Annotated in this window: 23 protein-coding genes, 1 tRNA gene and 1 riboswitch; of the genes, 19 read left to right on the plus strand and 5 right to left on the minus strand. The window is 48.5% G+C overall.

What is annotated here, in order from left to right; all coding sequences use genetic code 11:
* Positions 1 to 29: 29 nt before the first annotated feature.
* Complete coding sequence (locus WDY75_RS09565; RefSeq protein WP_063480241.1) at positions 30 to 713, minus strand: lysoplasmalogenase; 684 nt, start codon at positions 711 to 713, stop codon at positions 30 to 32.
* A 144-nt stretch (positions 714 to 857) separates the two neighbouring features.
* On the opposite strand from WDY75_RS09565, the gene WDY75_RS09570 reads away from it, so the two are divergent.
* Genes WDY75_RS09570 through WDY75_RS09580 form a run of 3 tightly spaced genes read left to right on the plus strand, consistent with a single transcriptional unit; the run spans position 858 to position 4,909 of the window.
* Entirely contained in the window at positions 858 to 2,549 is a 1,692-nt protein-coding gene (locus WDY75_RS09570) for a spore germination protein (RefSeq protein ID WP_063480528.1), read from the plus strand.
* A gap of 15 nt (positions 2,550 to 2,564) precedes the next feature.
* The gene (locus WDY75_RS09575) at positions 2,565 to 3,779 is read left to right on the plus strand and encodes a Ger(x)C family spore germination protein (protein ID WP_063480240.1); all 1,215 of its coding nucleotides are present in this window, start codon (positions 2,565 to 2,567) and stop codon (positions 3,777 to 3,779) included.
* A 17-nt stretch (positions 3,780 to 3,796) separates the two neighbouring features.
* Complete coding sequence (locus WDY75_RS09580) at positions 3,797 to 4,909, plus strand: GerAB/ArcD/ProY family transporter (RefSeq protein WP_063480239.1); 1,113 nt, start codon at positions 3,797 to 3,799, stop codon at positions 4,907 to 4,909.
* A 47-nt stretch (positions 4,910 to 4,956) separates the two neighbouring features.
* Here the strand turns inward: WDY75_RS09580 and WDY75_RS09585 are convergent, their stop codons facing one another.
* The gene (locus WDY75_RS09585) at positions 4,957 to 5,193 is read right to left on the minus strand and encodes a hypothetical protein (RefSeq protein WP_063480238.1); all 237 of its coding nucleotides are present in this window, start codon (positions 5,191 to 5,193) and stop codon (positions 4,957 to 4,959) included.
* Positions 5,194 to 5,478: 285 nt separating this feature from the next.
* On the opposite strand from WDY75_RS09585, the gene WDY75_RS09590 reads away from it, so the two are divergent.
* Together WDY75_RS09590 and WDY75_RS09595 are read left to right on the plus strand one after the other, a co-directional pair.
* A tRNA-Leu gene (locus WDY75_RS09590) sits at positions 5,479 to 5,562 on the plus strand.
* Between the two features lie 202 nt (positions 5,563 to 5,764).
* Positions 5,765 to 6,463, plus strand: a complete 699-nt coding sequence (locus WDY75_RS09595; RefSeq protein ID WP_063480237.1) for a YCF48-related protein — start codon at positions 5,765 to 5,767, stop codon at positions 6,461 to 6,463.
* Between the two features lie 144 nt (positions 6,464 to 6,607).
* Here the strand turns inward: WDY75_RS09595 and WDY75_RS09600 are convergent, their stop codons facing one another.
* Positions 6,608 to 6,799: a hypothetical protein gene (locus tag WDY75_RS09600; protein WP_036641604.1), complete on the minus strand. Its 192-nt coding sequence runs from the start codon at positions 6,797 to 6,799 to the stop codon at positions 6,608 to 6,610.
* 170 nt (positions 6,800 to 6,969) lie between these two features.
* On the minus strand, positions 6,970 to 7,572 hold the full coding sequence (locus WDY75_RS09605) for a helix-turn-helix domain-containing protein (RefSeq protein ID WP_036641533.1): 603 nt from the start codon (positions 7,570 to 7,572) through the stop codon (positions 6,970 to 6,972).
* A 285-nt stretch (positions 7,573 to 7,857) separates the two neighbouring features.
* A riboswitch (purine riboswitch) is annotated at positions 7,858 to 7,957 on the plus strand.
* Positions 7,958 to 8,031: 74 nt separating this feature from the next.
* Between WDY75_RS09605 and WDY75_RS09610 the strand changes: the two genes are divergently transcribed.
* From WDY75_RS09610 to WDY75_RS09630, 5 genes are all read left to right on the plus strand, one after another.
* Positions 8,032 to 9,468, plus strand: a complete 1,437-nt coding sequence (locus WDY75_RS09610; protein ID WP_063480236.1) for an NAD(P)/FAD-dependent oxidoreductase — start codon at positions 8,032 to 8,034, stop codon at positions 9,466 to 9,468.
* 207 nt (positions 9,469 to 9,675) lie between these two features.
* Complete coding sequence (locus WDY75_RS09615; protein WP_063480235.1) at positions 9,676 to 9,963, plus strand: Dabb family protein; 288 nt, start codon at positions 9,676 to 9,678, stop codon at positions 9,961 to 9,963.
* A 45-nt stretch (positions 9,964 to 10,008) separates the two neighbouring features.
* Complete coding sequence (locus WDY75_RS09620; protein WP_063480234.1) at positions 10,009 to 10,431, plus strand: DUF86 domain-containing protein; 423 nt, start codon at positions 10,009 to 10,011, stop codon at positions 10,429 to 10,431.
* A gap of 277 nt (positions 10,432 to 10,708) precedes the next feature.
* Positions 10,709 to 11,161, plus strand: coding sequence for a DUF948 domain-containing protein (locus WDY75_RS09625; RefSeq protein ID WP_006211741.1), 453 nt, complete (start codon positions 10,709 to 10,711; stop codon positions 11,159 to 11,161).
* Between the two features lie 15 nt (positions 11,162 to 11,176).
* Positions 11,177 to 11,542 (plus strand): YtxH domain-containing protein, encoded by a 366-nt coding sequence (locus tag WDY75_RS09630; protein WP_006211740.1) that lies wholly within the window; start codon positions 11,177 to 11,179, stop codon positions 11,540 to 11,542.
* 123 nt (positions 11,543 to 11,665) lie between these two features.
* Here the strand turns inward: WDY75_RS09630 and WDY75_RS09635 are convergent, their stop codons facing one another.
* Entirely contained in the window at positions 11,666 to 12,793 is a 1,128-nt protein-coding gene (locus tag WDY75_RS09635; RefSeq protein ID WP_051449252.1) for a nitric oxide synthase oxygenase, read from the minus strand.
* Between the two features lie 199 nt (positions 12,794 to 12,992).
* Here WDY75_RS09635 and racE point away from each other — a divergent pair, with 199 nt between their 5' ends.
* From racE to WDY75_RS09680, 9 genes are all read left to right on the plus strand, one after another.
* Entirely contained in the window at positions 12,993 to 13,799 is an 807-nt protein-coding gene (racE, locus tag WDY75_RS09640; protein ID WP_006211738.1) for a glutamate racemase, read from the plus strand.
* A gap of 186 nt (positions 13,800 to 13,985) precedes the next feature.
* Positions 13,986 to 15,188 carry a M14 family metallopeptidase gene (locus WDY75_RS09645; protein WP_006211737.1) on the plus strand — a complete coding sequence of 401 codons (1,203 nt, stop codon included), beginning with the start codon at positions 13,986 to 13,988 and terminating at the stop codon, positions 15,186 to 15,188.
* 201 nt (positions 15,189 to 15,389) lie between these two features.
* On the plus strand, positions 15,390 to 15,635 hold the full coding sequence (locus WDY75_RS09650; protein ID WP_006211736.1) for a hypothetical protein: 246 nt from the start codon (positions 15,390 to 15,392) through the stop codon (positions 15,633 to 15,635).
* A gap of 131 nt (positions 15,636 to 15,766) precedes the next feature.
* Entirely contained in the window at positions 15,767 to 16,069 is a 303-nt protein-coding gene (locus WDY75_RS09655) for a hypothetical protein (protein WP_006211735.1), read from the plus strand.
* A gap of 30 nt (positions 16,070 to 16,099) precedes the next feature.
* Positions 16,100 to 16,321: a DUF1450 domain-containing protein gene (locus WDY75_RS09660; RefSeq protein WP_006211734.1), complete on the plus strand. Its 222-nt coding sequence runs from the start codon at positions 16,100 to 16,102 to the stop codon at positions 16,319 to 16,321.
* A gap of 124 nt (positions 16,322 to 16,445) precedes the next feature.
* Positions 16,446 to 16,712: a hypothetical protein gene (locus tag WDY75_RS09665; protein WP_006211733.1), complete on the plus strand. Its 267-nt coding sequence runs from the start codon at positions 16,446 to 16,448 to the stop codon at positions 16,710 to 16,712.
* A 130-nt stretch (positions 16,713 to 16,842) separates the two neighbouring features.
* Positions 16,843 to 17,208: a PadR family transcriptional regulator gene (locus WDY75_RS09670; protein WP_051449253.1), complete on the plus strand. Its 366-nt coding sequence runs from the start codon at positions 16,843 to 16,845 to the stop codon at positions 17,206 to 17,208.
* The gene (locus tag WDY75_RS09675) at positions 17,205 to 17,759 is read left to right on the plus strand and encodes a hypothetical protein (protein WP_006211731.1); all 555 of its coding nucleotides are present in this window, start codon (positions 17,205 to 17,207) and stop codon (positions 17,757 to 17,759) included. The genes WDY75_RS09670 and WDY75_RS09675 overlap by 4 nt, the downstream gene beginning before the upstream one ends.
* A complete protein-coding gene (locus WDY75_RS09680; RefSeq protein ID WP_051449254.1) occupies positions 17,756 to 19,216 on the plus strand; it encodes a serine hydrolase in 1,461 nt (486 codons plus the stop codon). Before WDY75_RS09675 ends, WDY75_RS09680 begins: the two co-directional genes overlap by 4 nt.
* Positions 19,217 to 19,340: the final 124 nt, after the last annotated feature.

Consider the following 19,340-nt stretch of genomic DNA (forward strand, 5'->3'; position numbering starts at 1 on the left):
ATGGACCCGGGCTCAGCTTGTTTTGTGTTCTATTTAAAAACCGATGTGTTAAGGGCTGCGCTGCTTGCGGATTGCATGTGAGGACTATCGAAGGCTGCAATGCTGCGTGCAATGAGAAATTGGGCGGCGTAATAGGTTGTCATGATCCACACGCCGGAGTAGCGAATATCTGAAACAAACATGTTCCAGGACAGGATCGAATCCGAGATGACAAACAGCAGGCTCCCGAGCATCGCCCACCGGTTCCCGGTCATAATGGCCGACCAGAGCATAAGTGAAATGACCGTGATATAAGCGATAACCGGAATAATCAAGCCGTGATCTCCATTGGCCTTAATCGAAGACACCAATTCGCTGCCCATGAATAACGAGTAGATTGCGATTGGAACGATGCTGAGGAAACGGAGGAGCGAGTAGCGCCATTGTGTGAGGAAGCCGGCCGCATAGAACAGATGTCCAATCAGAAAGGCGGTGAGACCGACCACGAACCAGATCAGTGTTCCATCACCAATCATACAGAAGAACAGCCCTATCACCAGAAGATAATGAACCTTTGATTTATATGGCGGGAATTGCCAATAAGCAAAGAGTATGATGAGCCACATCGGAATCAGCTTGAACAGCAGTTTGACCGCTAATGGCTCAGATGGAATCAAGAAAATGTAAATGACGCTCATGATCAGGATGACCAATGGCAACCCGTAACGCTTCAAAATAGTATCCTCCCTGTGAATATAGTCTTCATGCATAGACAATTCTTCGCTCCGTATCTGAATTCCTCTTTGCTCTCCGCATGAAATAGGAATGTAAAGCAAATAATGGAGATAACTTGAGTTTTGAAGGATGAGGATACCAACATGATAGGCTACCGATCTCGTAACCGCCGTAAAGCTCCAAAGAAGGATTCAGAGGAACTGGAGCTATCCTCGAAGACGAGGCCATCCGTAATTTCGGGCAATATGGAAGAACAACTGGCTCGTATACGAACTGAATCCGGAGACAGCCCGGATATCGTTATCCGCCGTTTGAAACTGGGCGGTCAGCCTGAGGATAATTGCGCCATCGTTTATCTGAACGGGCTTAGTGATCCCCAAATGGTCAACCATTTTGTGATGGAATCCCTGCTGCATGTAAATCCTGACCTATTGAATAAAGAAGACCCTGAAGCCATGCTGAAGCGGATCATGGAGGATGGGCTCGCGATGGGTGAATCCAGGACCATGACCGAGTGGAATGATATTATGCTTGCCATACTGTCTGGCGATACCGCCATCCTGATCGAAGGGTCGGAAAAAGCCATCGTAGCTGGTACGCAGGGTGGCGAGTGGCGGTCTGTGACGGAGCCGACTTCACAGCTTGTTGTCCGGGGCCCGAAAGACAGCTTTGTAGAGTCCATTGCCACGAATATATCCTTGATCCGGCGGCGGATGAAATCTCCTGATCTGTGGCTGGAGACGATGAAGATCGGGTCGGTAACCCATACGCATGTGGCGATTATGTACGTTAAGGGGAAGGCAGATCCTGAGATTGTGAAAGAAATCAAAGAACGGATACACGGAATCAAAATTGAAGGGATTCTGGAGTCCGCATACATTGAAGAATTTATTCAGGACAAAACGGTGACGCCGTTTCCGACGATCTATAATACGGAGCGTCCCGATGACGCAGCTGGCAAATTGCTGGAGGGACGCATTATCGTTTTGGTTGACGGAACGCCATTTGTCCTGGTGCTCCCAACGGTATTCGTTCATTTCTTTCAGTCGCCGGAAGACTATGCACAGCGATTTGATATTGCCATTGTGATGCGGATTGTCCGTTATCTTTGCTTCATTATTTTGATCTTGGGCCCGTCGGTGTACATTGCACTCACTACGTTTCACTATGAGATGGTACCAACCTTATTGCTGATTAGTTTGGTGGCTCAGCGGGAAGGTGTGCCTTTCCCTGCTTTTGTTGAAGCAATGCTCATGGAGATTGTTTTTGAAATACTGCGGGAAGCCGGCGTGAGGATGCCGAGAGCCATCGGGCAAACCGTTTCGGTTGTGGGTGCTTTGATCCTGGGACAGGCAGTGGTAGAGGCTGGACTGATTACGCCTGCGATGGTCATCGTTGTCGCCCTGACCGGTATCGCAAGCTTTGCGATACCGGCGTACAACTTGTCCATTGCAGGCCGATTGATCCGGTTTGGATTTATGGTGCTCTCAGGCATGTTTGGCTTTTATGGGCTCACCTTGGGATTAATCGTGCTTGTTGCGCATATGAACAGTCTCCGTTCCTTCGGTGAACCTTACCTGGCGCCCATAAGCCCGTTTCGGTACAAGAGCCAGAAGGATGCCGTCCTGCGGATGCCCTTTAAAACGCTTCAGTCTGCTACTCTCACCGCTTCGGCTTCCGGATCTGGCAAGCAGGGAAACCGTTCATCGACACAGCAAGGCATCGGGGCCGGTTCGGGCACTGCAGAACAGAACAACGGCAGCGAGAGAGGGGGCGGGGGCAGCAATCAGCATGCCGTCGCTCCCAGTGCCGAGGGGAATCGTAACTCAGGTTAGGAGCGATCATGAGATATGTTGAAACACAGATGGTTTGCCTTCCTTGTGCTTGGCTGCTGCCTTGCCATGATGACCGGCTGCTGGGATGCGGTGGAGTTAAACCGGCGGGCGATCGTATCCGGGATCGGTATCGATTGGATGGAGAGCAAGAGTCAGTACTTGATCTCTTTTCAAACAGTGGTTGCCGATGAGATCTCCGGAAAAGCAGGAAGAGGGGCCACACCGACATCAGTCTACCAAGCATCCGGTAAAACCGTTATTGAAGCGATGCGCAATACATCCCGCAAAGTACCGCGAATTATATCGCTGGCGCATACGGGCTTAATTGTCATATCCGATGATGTCGCGAGGAACGGCATCGTCGATTTATTTGATTATCTGGATCGGGATTCCGATATCAGGTTGACAGCTGAAATTCTGGTTGCCGGGAAGGGGCAGCGGGCCGAGGAGGTTGTCGCTGTATTGACTCCTATCGGGAAGATTACAGCCTTCGCTTTGGCACAGAAGATCGATTTGACCTCCAGACAGTTAAGCGAGAACTTTCGGGTTGAAGTGGATGATGTTATCCGGGGGATGCTTACGCCTGGAGGTGGACCGATTATTAATGGTGTTATTATCGAAGGGAGCAAAGAGGGGGCAGCTAAGAAATCGAATTTGGAGAGTGCGAAGAGCGACGGGTTAGCCGTCATCTCCAATCTGGCTGTTTTCAAAGGCGGAAAACTCAAGGGCTGGATGACGAAGGAAGAGAGCCGCGGGACCGTGTGGATCAGGGATAAAATGCAAAAAACGCCATTGCATATCAAACTTGAAAATGGACAAGGTGAAGTCGCTTTCGATGTCATGCGCTCCAAGACCCGAATTGAAGCCGAACTTCAGGATCCGCTGCAGCCAATCATTCGAATTTTTGTTGAGCCGAACCTCTCGATCCGGGAAGTGAACAGCAGTATTGATCTGAGGGACCCTCATACGATGAAGATTCTTGAAGAGGCTGTCAACAAAGAGGTTGTGCGAATTTTGAAAAAAGCAGTAGAAAAAAGCAAGAAATTGGATAGTGACATTTTGGGATTCAGTCATGTAATCGAACGGACCAAACCGGCGGTCTGGCGGGAATTGAAAGACCGCTGGGATGTGATTTATCCGCGAATTCAGGTTGAATACCAAGTAAACTCGGTCGTGCGAAATTCACAGATGAGAGATCGTTCCTTTAAACACGACATCCACATCGAGTAACGAAAAGGAGGAGCCGTATGGAGAAGGTGAGAATTAGTCCGCTCCAATTCTTCTCACTGTTGGTCCTGTTTCAATTTGGAACCACGCTTGTCGTGAATCTTGGATTGCAAGCCGGTAAGGATTCATGGATCGCGATGCTGATCGGCATGATCATGGGTCTGCTGCTTTTCTCAATGAACGCTTTTCTCTACTCCCTGTTTCCCGATAAACTTCCGACTGTATATTACCGAATATTGCTTGGGAAATATTTAGGTGGATTTGTCGGATTGTCGTACGGTGTGTTCTACTTGCATACGGCTTCCAGAGATGTTGTTGACGGAGGACTTCTGGTGATGGCATCGGCAGCGCTGAAGGAAACTCCCCTGCTTATCGTAAATCTTATCATGGTGATGACGGTTGCGTATGTGCTGGGCAAAGGGATTGAGGTGCTCGCCCGTACTGCGCTGATCTTCTTAGCCGTCGTATTGATTATCGGAGGGTTTAGCTTGTTGGTCATCCTGTTTGCCGGGATTGTGGACCTGCAGCGTTTGCTGCCTGTGATGGGAGAAGGCACGGGGCCGATCTTGGAATCCGTAGTGGAGAAAAACATTCACTTTCCATTCGCGGAGCTTATTGTTGCTACAGTCTTAATGCCTGCCTTGAATCAGAAGAAAACAGGGATTAAGGCCGGTTATTTGGCGATATTATTTTGCGGCGTCATGCTGGCGCAGACCTCAGCCATTACCATTTCAGTGCTGGGAACGAATATTACCGAGCGTTCGGTATTTCCGCTGCTTACCATGGTCGGCAAGGCCAATATTTCCGAGTTTATCGAGCGAACAGAAATACTCGTGGTGATGGTATTAATCATTGGCGTGTTTTTCAAAATAAGTTTGTATTATTATGCGGCGCTGATGTGCACATCGGAGCTGTTTAAGATTCCGTACAAAAAACTAATCTATCCCTATGCTGTAATCATACTGGGGAATTCGATGGTTCTGTCGCGCTCCTATAGCGAACATCTTATGAAAGGGAGCAAGTATCTGTATACCGTGCTCCCTGTATTCACGATTGTCATTCCTGCTGTCTTGGTTGATCCGCATCCTGGTACGGAGGATGAAATCCAAATCCAGATCCAAATCCGAACCTAATTCCAATTCAAGTCCCGCTTCGTGAGCCACATCCTATTATAAGAGGATTAGGATTGGCTTGCATGTCGGGACTTTTTCTTTTTGAAGAATTGATATACATCCGGAACGAACAATAAGATCAGCAGCAGGATAACAGTCCATTTTTCTACAATGGAGAACAGCGTGAATTTCCAATTGATGATAAAGTTAGTCCATGGGAAACCGAACAGGATGTCGGTGATTGCGGTGAAGGCAAGACAGAGTGAGCCCATCAGGAAGGTGATTCCATATTTCTTCATATACATCGTTATGTCCTCGCGCTTCGTAAAGTATATATTACAGGTTCCAGAGCTTGGTTGTTTTAGTATGAGGGGTTTCTCGAATAAACATACCCTGTGGAGGATGAGTAAACGAGGGTATTCTCCAGAATCATTCTTGACCAATGGACGATCTGGCGTCGGGTTGAAATGTTGAAATTATGCGGAATATCCGGTTTCGACATTTTCTTAAAAAATAATGCTTGCTTTTTAACTTCTGGCGTAATATACTCTTAATTACGGTGATCAACACAACACCGGCTTACATAATACGCGGTCGTGGCGGAATTGGCAGACGCGCACGGTTCAGGTCCGTGTGGGCTAACCCCCGTGGAGGTTCGAGTCCTCTCGACCGCATCCAAGAACTTAAGCTGTTTTTCAAGTGAATTTCTACTTGAAGAGCAGCTTTTTTCGTTCCTATTCAGAGAGAAATCGCGTTATACTAAAGATGAGAGTGTGTTCTTCATTTGGGTGAAATTGATGGAGTTGGATATATAGTATAGAGGACCCGTTAACCGTTGTAGCCGATTAATACTTTGAATGTAAGGGGTGTGATCATATGATAAAACCTCGAATTGGGTTTGGCTTTATTTTACTGCTGCTTATCGTTGTGGGCCTGGTTGCAGGCTGCCAGCCATCGGATGGAGGGGATGGGGCCCAAGCTCCGGTGCCGGAGCAATCCCCGAATGCTCCGAACAGAGCTAACCCTGAGGGAGAATCTCCTGCCAATTCGAATCATGCTGCGGGTGAAGCTGATGACGCCGGAGATCATAGTGCCGATGCAGAACAGAATCATACGAATGACCAGAAAGCTTCGGCCTTACAGCCCGATGTGGATTTAGCGGATGTGACGGCAGTCAGGCTGGTTAATCATAAAACGGGATGGATAGGCGGAGAAGGCTGGATTGCATATAGTGATAACGGTGGTACGGAATGGGAGGTTCAAGCTCAGCTGAAGGGAACCGTGCGTCAAATCTTTGCACTGAACGGCAAGCAGGCTTGGGCCGTTATGGAGAATAACGATCTCTACCGCACAACCAATGGCGGGCAGACATGGGACCGGATTGGAAGCACGCCGAATGGGGATTTTCTCCATTTTATATCACCAGAAAGTGGATTCAGTGGTCAGGCCATAACAGAGGATGGAGGCAAGACCTGGAGCGAAAAGGATATACCGGATACAACCTTGGGCGAGGATTATTTTCATGAGTATTCAACGGGCTATGCAGGGGAGCCGATGGATGATAAATCGCTTTGAATTGTGAAAAACCGCCGATGAGGGTTTTCTCAAAATGAGAAAAAGCAGATGGGGAAGCGAATGGTTTCCTTGTCTGCTTTTTTGCTGCACTGCATCTTGGGCAGGGGGTTGTAGAATGTGGAGCTTGGCAATTGATTTTTACGTTTACGGAAACTCTTTGAATACAATGCGGGAGCCAGCCCACCGCCCGGCTGTAATTCCGAATAAACCGAAGAAGGCAACCAGAACTATCAGATCGTAAGAGTGCCAGCCTATCAGAAATCCGATGCCGCTGCCCATCGTAGTTCCGGCCAATAATCCCAATGCCCCGCCAATTTCCTTATGGCGCAACTTCATGCGTGAGTCACCTCCATTCTGGATGCCGCGATTCTCGATGTTACTTGTATTCCCTGATCTCTTCCAAATATGCCATAACAAAAAATAAGCCCAGCCAAGCCGGATCAAATCCGGCCTGCTGGGCGTTTGGTTCGTCATCTTAAGTATGGTTATTAAAAATCATGATAACTTCATTTAGGAGAATCTTGCTTCAATGCGCAATCTGCGAACAGAACAGATTTAGGGATACGGAAGAACTGTTCCGCTTTTTCCTGAAATGCCGCGGATGGTACGGTGCCTTGATGCAGCCATTTGCGAAACGTGCCGGGATGGACGCCGATCCAGCGGCTGACATCGCTTACCGACAAATCATGAACCATGCACAGGCCTGTCAGAATTCGATTGCTGACCGGAGAACGTGTCAGGGTGCGTTTCATGAAGCGGGAAGGTGCAGGCTGACAGATCAATGGTGATTTCTCCAGCAGTTCTTCTCTGAAGAGGATATGACGGGGATAACCCAAGTAGCTGCAGGCTTTCTCCAGGTTGTTTTTTCCGGGAACGCGTCCCTCATACACCCAGGCACTGACACTACGGGAGGATACTCCCAGTTCTTCGGCCAATTGTGACAGCTTGATGTCGTTGGCCATAAGTATGGCTAGCAGGACGCGGTTACGAATTTGGCAGCGGGTCGGCCGGCGAAAGCGCTTGACTCGCACACCTTTCCCCAAATATTTACGATTGATCAGGGACCACGCCTCTATGGAGTGTTTTTCTTGCTGCAGTTGTGTAGGCATAATTCCTCCGATTTTTTTAACACAATACTACAATATTCGACACTCACTTTTCAATAGCCAATCGTTAAACATTTGTTTCCATTTCGTTGTTACGTGATTTGTAAGGGCAGTGTAATAGTCTGAAAGTCCTGGTTTAACAATTTGTTTACAGATGTTATTGTTCGTCTTTTAGTCATTATATTATTTTATATCAGAATTTATTATTTGTTTATGCTTAAAACACGAACGATAAATATGATTATGTTTGACATATTCGTAATTAGAGTTTATATTAACTGTGGTTGTTGAAGTTGAATGATGCTTATTCGTATATCCCTGATAATAAGGTTCAGGGGTTTCTACAAGGGACCTTAAATTCCTGACTACGAGTAGGATGCGCAAGCATACCTATTCGTAGCAGGATTTTTTTGTGCCTGGAGTCGGTGTGCAAGAGTACAGTCAAACACACAGGGGGATATGATGAGCAAATATGATGTTATCGTGGTTGGCGCCGGACCGGCGGGAATATTCGCGTGTTATGAACTGACATTGAAATCACCGGGCAGCAAGGTGCTGCTGGTGGACAAGGGGCATGATATTTACCGGAGAAGCTGCCCGATTCTGGAGGAGAAAATCAAGCTCTGTCCGCCAGCCATAGGGCGCAAAGAATTTGCCGGATGTCTGCCGGCTTGCTCGATTACGGCTGGTTTTGGCGGGGCTGGGGCATACAGTGACGGCAAATTCAACATAACGACAGAGTTTGGCGGCTGGATGACTGATTATTTGCCTGGCTCCAAGGTAATGGAACTTATTCAATACGTGGATGCCATTAATCTGGAGCATGGAGCGACACCGGCGATTACGGATCCAACCACGAATGCGATTCGGGATATTGAGCAGCGAGGATATGCGGCCGGACTTAAGCTGCTTCGCGCTCAGGTAAGACATCTTGGAACCGAACAAAATTTGGAGATTCTGAAATCGATCTACGAATATTTGAAGACCAGGGTCGATATGGCCTTCCGGGCAGAGGTAGAGGATCTGGTTACCGTCAAAGAAGACGGAACGTACCGCGTTACCGGCATTGCAATGAAGGGCGGAGAGGTTCATGAGGCGAATTTGGTTATGGTTGCCCCGGGACGAGACGGCTCTGCCTGGTTGACCAGCATATTAAAAAAACGCAGATTGAAAATGCATAACAACCAAGTGGATGTGGGCGTGCGTGTTGAAACCTCCGACGTAGTCATGAGAGAAATTAACGAGCACTTGTATGAAGGCAAATTCATCTTTAATACCTCGGTTGGAACCCGCGTGAGAACGTTCTGCAGCAACCCTTCGGGTCATGTTGTCGTTGAGAACCACAGCGGTGTGATGGCAGCCAACGGCCATTCCTATAAAGATCCGGCATTGGGCTCGGCCAATACGAACTTTGCGCTGCTGGTGTCCCATAAGTTCACGGAGCCGTTTGACAAGCCTAACGAATACGCGCGGGAAATCTGCAAGCGGGCTAACGATTTATCCAGCGGCGGTGTTATTGTACAGAAATACGGAGACGTGCTGCGCGGCCGAAGATCAACCGAAGGCAGAATCCGCGAAGGTTTTCTGGAGCCGACTCTTCAGGAAGCAGTCCCCGGAGATCTGGGCTTGGTTCTGCCCTACAACACGATGAAGAGCCTGATTGAGATGGTTGAAGCGCTGGATAAAGTCACACCGGGCATTGCATCCGAGCACACACTGTTCTACGGGGTAGAGGCGAAGTTCTACTCTGCTCGGCCGAAGCTGACGGAGTCCTTCGAGACGGAGATCAAGGGTCTATTCTGTGGTGGCGATGGAGCCGGAATTACGAGGGGACTTGCTCAAGCCGGGGCGGCGGGCATATGGATTGCCCAGAACATGCTAAACCGTTTAAGTTCATGATATCAATGACAATTATCAAGAACAGGATGTTCTATCAGGAGCGCGTTCCGGCAGCAGCCGAACGATGCTCCTGTTTTGTTTTCTCGGGCTCCGTATCGGGACGGTTTACCGGCCTGCATGTAAGTGAGAGCGATTTCTTTTTTTGGACGAACGGGTTATGATAGATACGGGAGAATTACATAAACGCGAGAGATGGAGGAACGGGCGATGATTAAACATATTGTGTTTTTTAAATTGAAGGAGCCGACGGCTGAGAATATTGAGAAAACAGTTCAGGTGCTGCGCGACATGGATGGGAAGATCCCGATGCTCAGATCCATAGAAGCGGGGGCTGATCTTATTCGCTCCGAGCGCTCTTATGATTTGGCTTTGATAGTTGAAGTGGATAACCTTGAAGATCTGCAGGCTTATGCCGTTCATCCTGTTCATCAGGAAGTCATCCGTTACATTAATACGGTGAAAGATCATACGCTTAGCGTCGATTTTGAAGTGTAGGCGGTTTACAATAGACATACAACAACAGGCTGGAGGAGATTTGCCGTGTATTATGTGAATCAAGAGCAAATTGAACGGCGGCTGAAAGCGATCCCTGAAATAGCTGAAGGATTGCGAACTGCAGCGCAATCATGGGATGGGGGCCTGGTGCTTGGCTTGGTACAGGAGCGCGGGCTTCATCTGGCGATTGAGGTCGTTACGGATGTCGGAAGTTATCTGATTGATGGGTTTATTATGCGGGATGCCAGCAGCTATGAGGATATTATGGACATCAACCATGAGGAAAAGGTGTTCCCTCAAGAGGTTCATACCGTGCTGCTGGAGCTGGTCAGACTGCGTAAACCGCTCGTTCAGGACTACTATGAATGGGACAGGCATACACTTCATCCTTTAACTGCCGCTCTGCCTGATGTGCTGGAGCAGTTTGCTGAGAACGTACGCCATTATCTGCAAAATGAAATGTATTAACTGTTTGCTGTATCTCTTTAGAAGCAGTTCCCATGTTAGTTAATATAGGCTCGACTCTATAACTATTCGCAGCAGACCGCCAAGAATCCCTTGAGCGGTCTGTTTCTATGTGGGGATCCATCCATAAACACACGTTGTCCGAAGCCCTGCCGATTCCGGTTTTGTTCCTTGCCGGAAATAAAAAAACTTGTGATGTTGTGTCAATACAAGCCCATCCTGCTTATAATGCATCAAGCGACTAGGCATTCGCCCGGTCGGACGAAAGGAGGAGTTCCCTATGACAGAGTGGAGTGCGCTGGTGGCTGGCGTCGGCATCGTTCTGATTGCGGTAGCAGCGATCATCGTGATGCTGTCGATGAAGAAACTGCTGAACCGGACCGAGGCCATGCTGAGCAAGCTTGAGGAAGACAGTACTCAATTAGCAAAGGAGGCCTCGCAGGTGCTCCGGCAAACGTCTGTCTCTTTAGAGATGATTCAGCGTCAGCTGGCAGCTGGCGAGGCTTTTGCCGCTTCCATGACTGATGCTGCATCGGCGGTAGCCAAGACGGCAGATGCCGTTCACGCCGTAGGGAAAAAAGCCTCTATCACCGCCATCGAGCATTTGGAACGTGCACGCCTCGATAATGAACGTCAAATCGGGGAGATGTTCCGATGGGTGGATGCCGGGATGACACTCTGGCATTCATGGAGCAGGTACACCTCCAAGTCCGGCGAAGGGCAGGCCAAATAGAAGGAGAGATGGGATATGAAAGAGAAGGGCAAAGGACTCCTCTGGGGAGTATTAATCGGCAGTGTTGCAGGTTCCGTTACAGCGCTTCTTCTGGCTCCGAAATCCGGCAAAGAGCTTCGAGGGGATATTGCTGACGGCGCCCGGGGTATCGGCAGCAAGGTTCAGGAGGTAGCGGAGAAAGTAGGAGAGCAAGGCGTTAATCTGATTGGGATCATGACCGATCGGGCAGAGAACGTAATCTCCGACATTCAGTCATGGCGTAACCGGCAAGAGAGCTGGCTGGCTGAAGAAGAAGTTGCGCAGGTCTCTTCATTTGATGACGAGGATTTTGAAGAAGAGCCGTTTGCGTCCTATACTTCGGATGTGAAGGTCAACGATTAACAAGAGTTTAGCATTCGGTATCTAGCCATCATTCATGAGGATAAGCAATATGCCAAAATACATGAAAGCCGGTGTCTCATTTGAGACCCCGGCTTTGCTGTGAATTGGAGATGAGAGATGATATTAATGCCCCTTGTTCCTGTAATGAAAATACGGCGAACGGATTTCGTTATTATAGGATTTATGAAAAATATGCGTTGTCGCTGGTGAGACTGGAGGGATCAACCAGCTCCAATCCCCGGTAAGCTCACGCTTCGCCTGCTCTTCCCGTCGTTCAAACAAGCCGAACTGGGTTGCCGCCGTATGGTGATCTACGATGCTGACGCCTGCTTTTTTGAAGGAATAGAGCACGGCATAATTCAGTTCAACCAGTGCGCGATCCCGCCACAAGGTGGATTCGCTGGACGTATCCTGCCCCATAAGCTCGGCAATAAGCGGAAGTTTGTTGTAACGTTCCTTATCTGCCAAGTTGCGGGCTCCAATCTCGGTTCCCATATACCAGCCATTAAACGGGGCGGCCGTATACATAATTCCGCCGATCTCCAGCAGCATATCCGATATGATGGGCACCCCGTACCATTTTAACCCCTGGTCGATAAGGTCCGGCAGTTCCGGATGCTCCAAGGAAACCTCCAGTACAGAGGAGTGTGGAATCGACAGCCATTCCGGCGGTTCGTTGCCTTGCTGAACAACGAGCGGCAGGACATCATGATGGGTCAAATCACCTTGCCACCCAAGCTCCATGCATTCCTTCGTGAAGGATATGGAAGCCGGGTCACCTACTGTACCGTCAGGCGTTTCGTAGCCCGCATATCGTATTAATTGATGGTTTTTGATCGTGAGCGGGGGTTCACCTGGACGGGATGGTCGGAAAATCGTAATGGTCGGTACGATCTTTCCGCCATTGGTGGCATTCTCGATATGCCGGATAAGCTCCGAAAAGATGTCAGAAGTCTTGCTCAAGTGTCTGGCATCGGTTACTTTGAGCCGATCCCAGAATAATCTGCCGATGCAGCGGTTGCTGTTTCGCCAGGCCATTTTGGCTCCGTGCGTCAGCTCCTCTGACGTATGCTCATATGTACCTGTGAGCTCGATCTGTGAGCGGATGTCCATGAGCCGGGATTCCGCTTCTTCCTGAGTCCGGTTTAGTTCTGCATAACAGAGCCCGATAAATTGTTCCGCCGACTTCATAAGTTCGGATGGATGTATGTTGTCATTCACGTGATATTCTCCTTTACTATGCGCACTCATTATAGTATAAACTACCCACGTTTGACGAATAGCACAAGAGTCCTACAATTGCATGAACAAAGTAAGAGGAGGGCTCTACAGCGGCGTCCTCATTGAAGACAAAGGTAAATTGGGGTAAGATTTAAGGTACATTTCGATCCGAAATGACATATGGTATCACTGTAAACCATGAATTTGATAAGAAGGAAGCGGTGGGTTCGTGCAGCAAGCAATCGCAATACTAGACTCGGGTGTGGGCGGGCTGACTGTCGCTAAAGAAGTGATGAGACAGCTCCCGAGAGAGAAGATTATTTATTTCGGAGATACAGCCCGCGCACCCTACGGACCCCGTACGCCGGAAGAAGTCCGATTATTTACGGAGCAAATTGTAGATTATTTAATTCAATATGATCCCAAAATGATTGTTATCGCCTGTAATACAGCAACGGCGGCGGCGCTCGATTATATTTCGTCTAAAGTGTCTGTTCCGGTAATCGGTGTTATTCACCCCGGTGCCAGAGCCGCAATCAGTGCAACCAAGACCGGTAATGTCGGCGTGATCGGCACAACGGGTACCATTGGCAGTGGAGCGTATACAGCGGCTCTGAAACAGCTGTCACCTTATGTCGAGGTGCAGAGCCAAGCCTGCCCTAAGCTGGTGCCGCTCGTCGAACATGGATTATTTCGCTCTAAGGAATCCTTGCAGGTTGTGCAAGAATCCCTGAGAGGCATCAAGGACACGTCCATAGATTGCCTTATCCTGGGCTGCACACATTATCCGTTTCTCAGGAATACCATTCAGACCGTCATGGGTCCGGCTGTCAAGCTGATCAGCTCCGCCGATGAGACAGCACGTGAAGTCAGTACCATTCTGTACGATAAAGGCCAACTCGCAAGCAGTGAGGAAAGCCCGGTGCATCAATTCTTCTGTACAGGAGATCCGGTGATTTTCCAGAGCATCGCTACGGAATGGCTCGGGGATCATATCAAGCGGACGCCGGTTGTTTGGCAAATTACGAAGCTATAATCTATGGTTCATTTCCTTGGGCTTATCAGGAACGATGAAGGTCATCAACATAAGCAGGCCGGACAAGGGATATCACCTTAGCGGTCTGCTTATTCAATTTCACAGCATACATGTTGGACAACCAGCTGCTCATATACATGGAATGGACGCTAATCGAAGCGGCCTTGCCGCGGAAAGGAATCCATTATGCAGCAATATGTCGTACAGAAAGGCGATACGCTTAGACGCGTGGCGGCCAGATACAGTCTGGCGTTTGAACAGCTGATTACGGCGAATCCATGGGCGGCGCAGCAGCCGTACCTCCAGCAGGGACAAATGTTATATCTTCCTACTTCATTGCGGCGACGGTATGTTATTCAGGAACATGATACCTTTGATAGTATTGCCGGGACCTTTCGTTTTCGGAAGGAAGCTCTGGAAGAACTGAACCCCGGGTTATCGGCGAACCATCTGCCACAGGGAAAAACGATTGTCCTTCCGGCAACAACGCATAAACATTGGATACGATTATCCGGCGAATATGGACCGCGGGATTTGGAGCGGGATATACAAGTGATGCAGCTGCATTATCCTGCAATCGAGTGGAGTATCATCGGCAGGAGTGTTATGGGCAAACCGATTTATGCAGCTAAAATCGGTAGGGGCCCTAAAAACCTTCACATCAATGCCGCTTTGCATGCCAATGAATGGATGACGAGCCCCTGCCTGATGCGGTTTCTGGAGGAATACGCCCAAGCCTTGACGGAAGGTTCATCGGTCTATTCTTATGAGCCGGATGAGTGGTACCGAAACTATACATTATGGATTGTGCCGATGGCGAATCCGGACGGCGTAGAGCTTGTACAAGAAGGGGTTACGCCTTCTCATCCATATTACGAGCGTCTTATTGAATGGAATAGCGGGCGTGAGGATTTTCGCCGCTGGAAAGCCAATATTAACGGTGTAGATCTGGGAGACCAATTCCCTGCCCACTGGGATGAGGAAGTGGCGCGTAGGGGGAAGGTCAGGCCTTCGCCGCAGGATTATGCGGGAAGCGCACCGTTATGCGAGGCGGAAGCCATCGTGTTGTATCAGCATACCCTGGACATCTCACCGGATCGTGCGATCTCGCTTCATAGTCAGGGGAAAGAGATCTATTGGAATTATCGGGATTACGAGCCGCCGGAAAGCGAGGGTATGGCCAGAACATTGGGTCAGGCAAGCGGTTATCGTTCGGTTAAGCTGCAGGGCAGTGATGCGGGTTACAAAGATTGGTTTATTCAGCATTTTCGGAAGCCGGGTTTCACCGTGGAGATTGGTTATGGCATTAATCCGCTGCCGCTCGAAGATTTCGAAGATCTGTGTGTAGAGGTGGGATCCGTCCTGGCTGCGTTCATGTCTTTGAGATAGGCTGTTTTGAAACGAAAAAGGCACTGCAACGTATAGCATATACAGAGAAAGACGGCCGCTGCTATAATGGATCATGGCAGTGGTCTCTTTTCGCCTATACCGAATGTAAGGGTCTCGAATACCGTGATGCTAAGGTTTTCTTAGAGATTCGTGAATTGGGTAATGATATATAGACATGCAGTTGAAATGGAGGGAAACACCATGAAGTGGAGAAGATTATGGTCGCTTCGGCGCTGGTCGCACGTATTCCAGCGGATATTCGGTTACTTGACCTCTTCCCAGGTTGCGCTAGGGGACAAGCTGTTATTCCTGATTCCGGTTGCGCTGTACTGGGTGCTGCCGGACTTGATGCCTCTGCTGCCGATTGATGATATCGGATTTACGATGCTGCTGATGAACTGGTTTGTATCCCGTGTCGAGCGCAAATACCCGAGTCTGCCCAGCTAGATAACAAGGTACCTGCAAGCGTGCCCGATAGGCGGAATTCAGGCTCCGGAATAGACAGGGCCCTTGCGAAAAAGTCGGCTGGGGTCTACAATAACATATTGAATGAACCATCCGTGAGGAGATGAATATACGTGAAATGTAAAATTACCCGCAATGCGGCCAAGGTTATAAAGCGAGAGCTGGACAAGGAAGAGAACACGGGCAAGAAACTTCGCGTCGTGGTTACCCACGCGCATGGAGATCATGCCCATTACGGGCTCGACATGGATACACCTAAGGAAACGGATGTCGTTGTCTCCACAGATAAAGAGATCGACGTCATCTTGGAGGCTGGACAACCCTTCCTGGACGGTGTCAAAATCGACTATCTTTATTTCCCTGAGGAAGGTTTTGTGATTACAAATCCGACCCAAGGCAATCACGGCGACCACTAGGTCACTTCAGAATGAAGAAGGTAATATTCCATGGCTAACGATATCCGCGTTTGCGAGAAATGCAGACACACAAGGTTGAAAACAATGATCCCGAAGATTCAGAAATTGGTCCCGGATGCCGATATTAAGATCGGCTGTAAATCCTATTGCGGTCCATGCGGCAAACGCGCGTTTATTTATATTAACGGCCGCTATGTCAGCGCACCAACAGAGGATGAGGTGCTGGCGAAGGCGTTAGCGTTTGTCAAATAATGATCCATATGCATTCAAGTTGAAGTATTCACGGAAATTCCCATCCTGCGGGTATAGTTCCTGACTCAGCCATCCATGCTAAGAGGGCAACAGGAACCAACAACTATTGAAGGGAGTTTCCGTCATGAACAGTCACGATTCCAGTCTTCATTCCAACAGTCCCAGCAACAGTGCGCTTGATTCCGTGGAGAAGCTGCACCGTGCCGTATCTTCGGCATTGTCGCATCCGACGGACCAGTTAATTCAGCAAGCGGAGAATTCGTTGTCCCACACAGAACGCGCGGTCGATCAGGTGATCGAACAAGGGAATCCGAACGCCGTTGAATTGGCGGAAGAGTTGTTAGGTGAGGAGCAGGAGCGTCTGTCCAAGCTTCGTTCAGCTAAAAAGTAGTTATAAATCCTGTGCAGCCCGTTTAAGAGCCTGTAAGCTCTTGAACGGGTTTTTTAAATTTTTATGAATCAAATATATATCTTAGAAATATATACTTGATTCCGATATATATTTCTGTTAAATTCATGTCATGGATAGAACAAGTCTAATTAAAGGACATTTGGAGATGTGTGTGTTGGCCATTCTGAGCAATGGCAAGAGTTACGGTTACGAGATTATGAAGGAGCTTGAGAAACATCAACTGAAATTGAAGGGAGTAGGCAGCATTTATCCGATCTTGTCGAAGCTGAAAGACCAGAGGTGGGTCACGGATACAAGAGAATTTAGTGATAGTGGTAAGGCCAGAGTGTATTATGAAATAACGCCAAATGGAAGGGTATTTCTGGACAACAAGATTCAGGAATGGCAGGAGCTGCAACAGGATATTCGGTCACTGTTATCAGCGAATGTGCAGCTATATGCAAACGGCGAGGAACGGGAGAGCGGGAGATCATGACACTATCCTATGAAGAAGAACAATTTATAACCATAGTCCGTCAAGAATTGAAAAACTACGATATTACGCCTCATCAGATGGAAGAAATGGTAGCCCAAATTCAGGAACACTTGGAGGCATGCAGGGAGCACGGAGAGATGGGACTTCAAGATTTGGACTCTCCCATTATTTATGTCAGAGACTATGCAGAGGTACAAGGCTTTTCAAGAGTAAGTGACCCCAGTCAATCCACCCCTGCTCCGAAAGACTCCGGAGAGCGAACCAGCACAGGAAGGTTGTGGGGATTTCTGAAGTATCCGCTTATTTTTGCTGCGGTATACGTCATTTGCCAGTTGGCATTTTCCTTCTCATTAACAACGGCATGGGTAAATGGGTATGAGATTACGGGCTTCCATTTACTATATCGGATATCTGATCAGACGTGGTGGAATATGCTTCTGATATTATTCAGCCTTTTGATATCTTCTGTTATTACGCTGGTGGCCTATGTTTATGACAAAAGAAAACATCGACGTCCTTTCCCGGAAACGGAAGCTGGGAGCGTAACATGAGAAAGAAGTGGATGTTTACGATCTTGTCCGTACTGGTATTCCTGTTTCCAACATTCGATCATGCAGTTGAAGCGGAAGATGCACGATTTGGAAAGATTGATCTGTATATGAAAGAGATGATGGAGGAATACAAGATTCCTGGTCTTTCTGTTGCAGTCGTGCAGGATGAGGATATTGTGTTTACGAACAGCTATGGTGTAACTGGGGAGGGCAACGCTGTCAGTTCCAAGACCCCGTTCTTACTCGGATCAATTTCTAAATCCATGACGGCTTTGGGGATTGTTCAACTTTTGGAGTCCGGTCAGGTGGATCTGGATGGGTCTGTTGGAGATTATCTTCCGTGGTTTACGGAGGAAACTTCTCCCGAGGTATCATCGATAACGATAAGACAATTGCTGGCACAAACGAGCGGCTACAGTACATTTACGGGCTTGGAGTATTCCGATGTGGCTGCCAAGGAGGCTTCTACCTTGAAAGAGAATGTTCGTAATCTCTCCAGGGAGAAGCTTAGCAAGGCGCCTGGGGAAGAGCATCAATACAGTAATGCCAATTATATGATTCTGGGTGCTATTCTGGAGGAAGTGTCCGGGCAATCCTATGCTGATTACATGGAGAAGCATGTGTTTGGACCGCTGGGTATGAGCATGGCTGCGGCGGATGAGAAGCGGGCTGCCCAGACCGGATTTGAGAAGGGGTTTCAATCCTGGTTTGGTTATCCTAGAGTAAGCAGTATACCGTATGATAACAGCGGTGCTTCATATGGTTACATCACAGCCAGCATTGACGATATGGCGCGTTATCTCCAGTTTCTGCTTCAGGAGAACGAAGGCTTGATCCGCCGTGAATACAAGGAGCTGTTCCTGTCACCACTGGTCCAGTATAGGACTGATCGTGCCTATGGATTAGGCTGGAGAATAAGTGAGACAGACCAAGGGGAGGCCATGTTATGGCATTCAGGATCAACACCTGAGGCTCGCGCGGAGATCTTTTTTATCCCGGATCGGGGTATGGGTGCCGTCATTCTGAGCAACAAGGACCATATTCTTGAGGAAGCCAGACTAATACAGGTATCAAAAGATCTGAGGAGCATAATTGATGGGCAAGACCCGAAGCCGCTTTCCGTGGGGACCCATCCATTGATTTGGCTGTTAGCAGGAATATGGATCATCTTGATGATCATCGTTGTATGGATGCTTATCATAACGAATAAACGTAGCTTTAAGCTACACCTTGCTCTTCCGTTTAGCTTGATTCTCTTTGTTATTTCAGGTGGTATCATTCCACTGTTTACGAGTTTGTCAAGTTCGCCGTGGAACTCCATCCGTCTTTTTGCACCCGACATTGCCTACTTGACGCTGGGGATCGTTGCCTGCGTTGCAATCATGGGACTCTTGCTCTTGTACGGAGCGCTTGTCAGCTGGAGAAGACGTCAGAAGTCAATATCCCATCGGGCTTGAATTGTGAGCTGTATGGAGCAGCTAGAATAAATGACTTTATGCGCGTGATCAGTTGCTGCAGCATAATAAAAATACCGGCAAAAGTAATACAATTCAAATAAACCATAGCGGTGCTCAGGATGTT

The organism is Paenibacillus glucanolyticus (assembly GCF_037333485.1).
GTDB lineage: Bacteria > Bacillota > Bacilli > Paenibacillales > Paenibacillaceae > Paenibacillus_AQ > Paenibacillus_AQ glucanolyticus.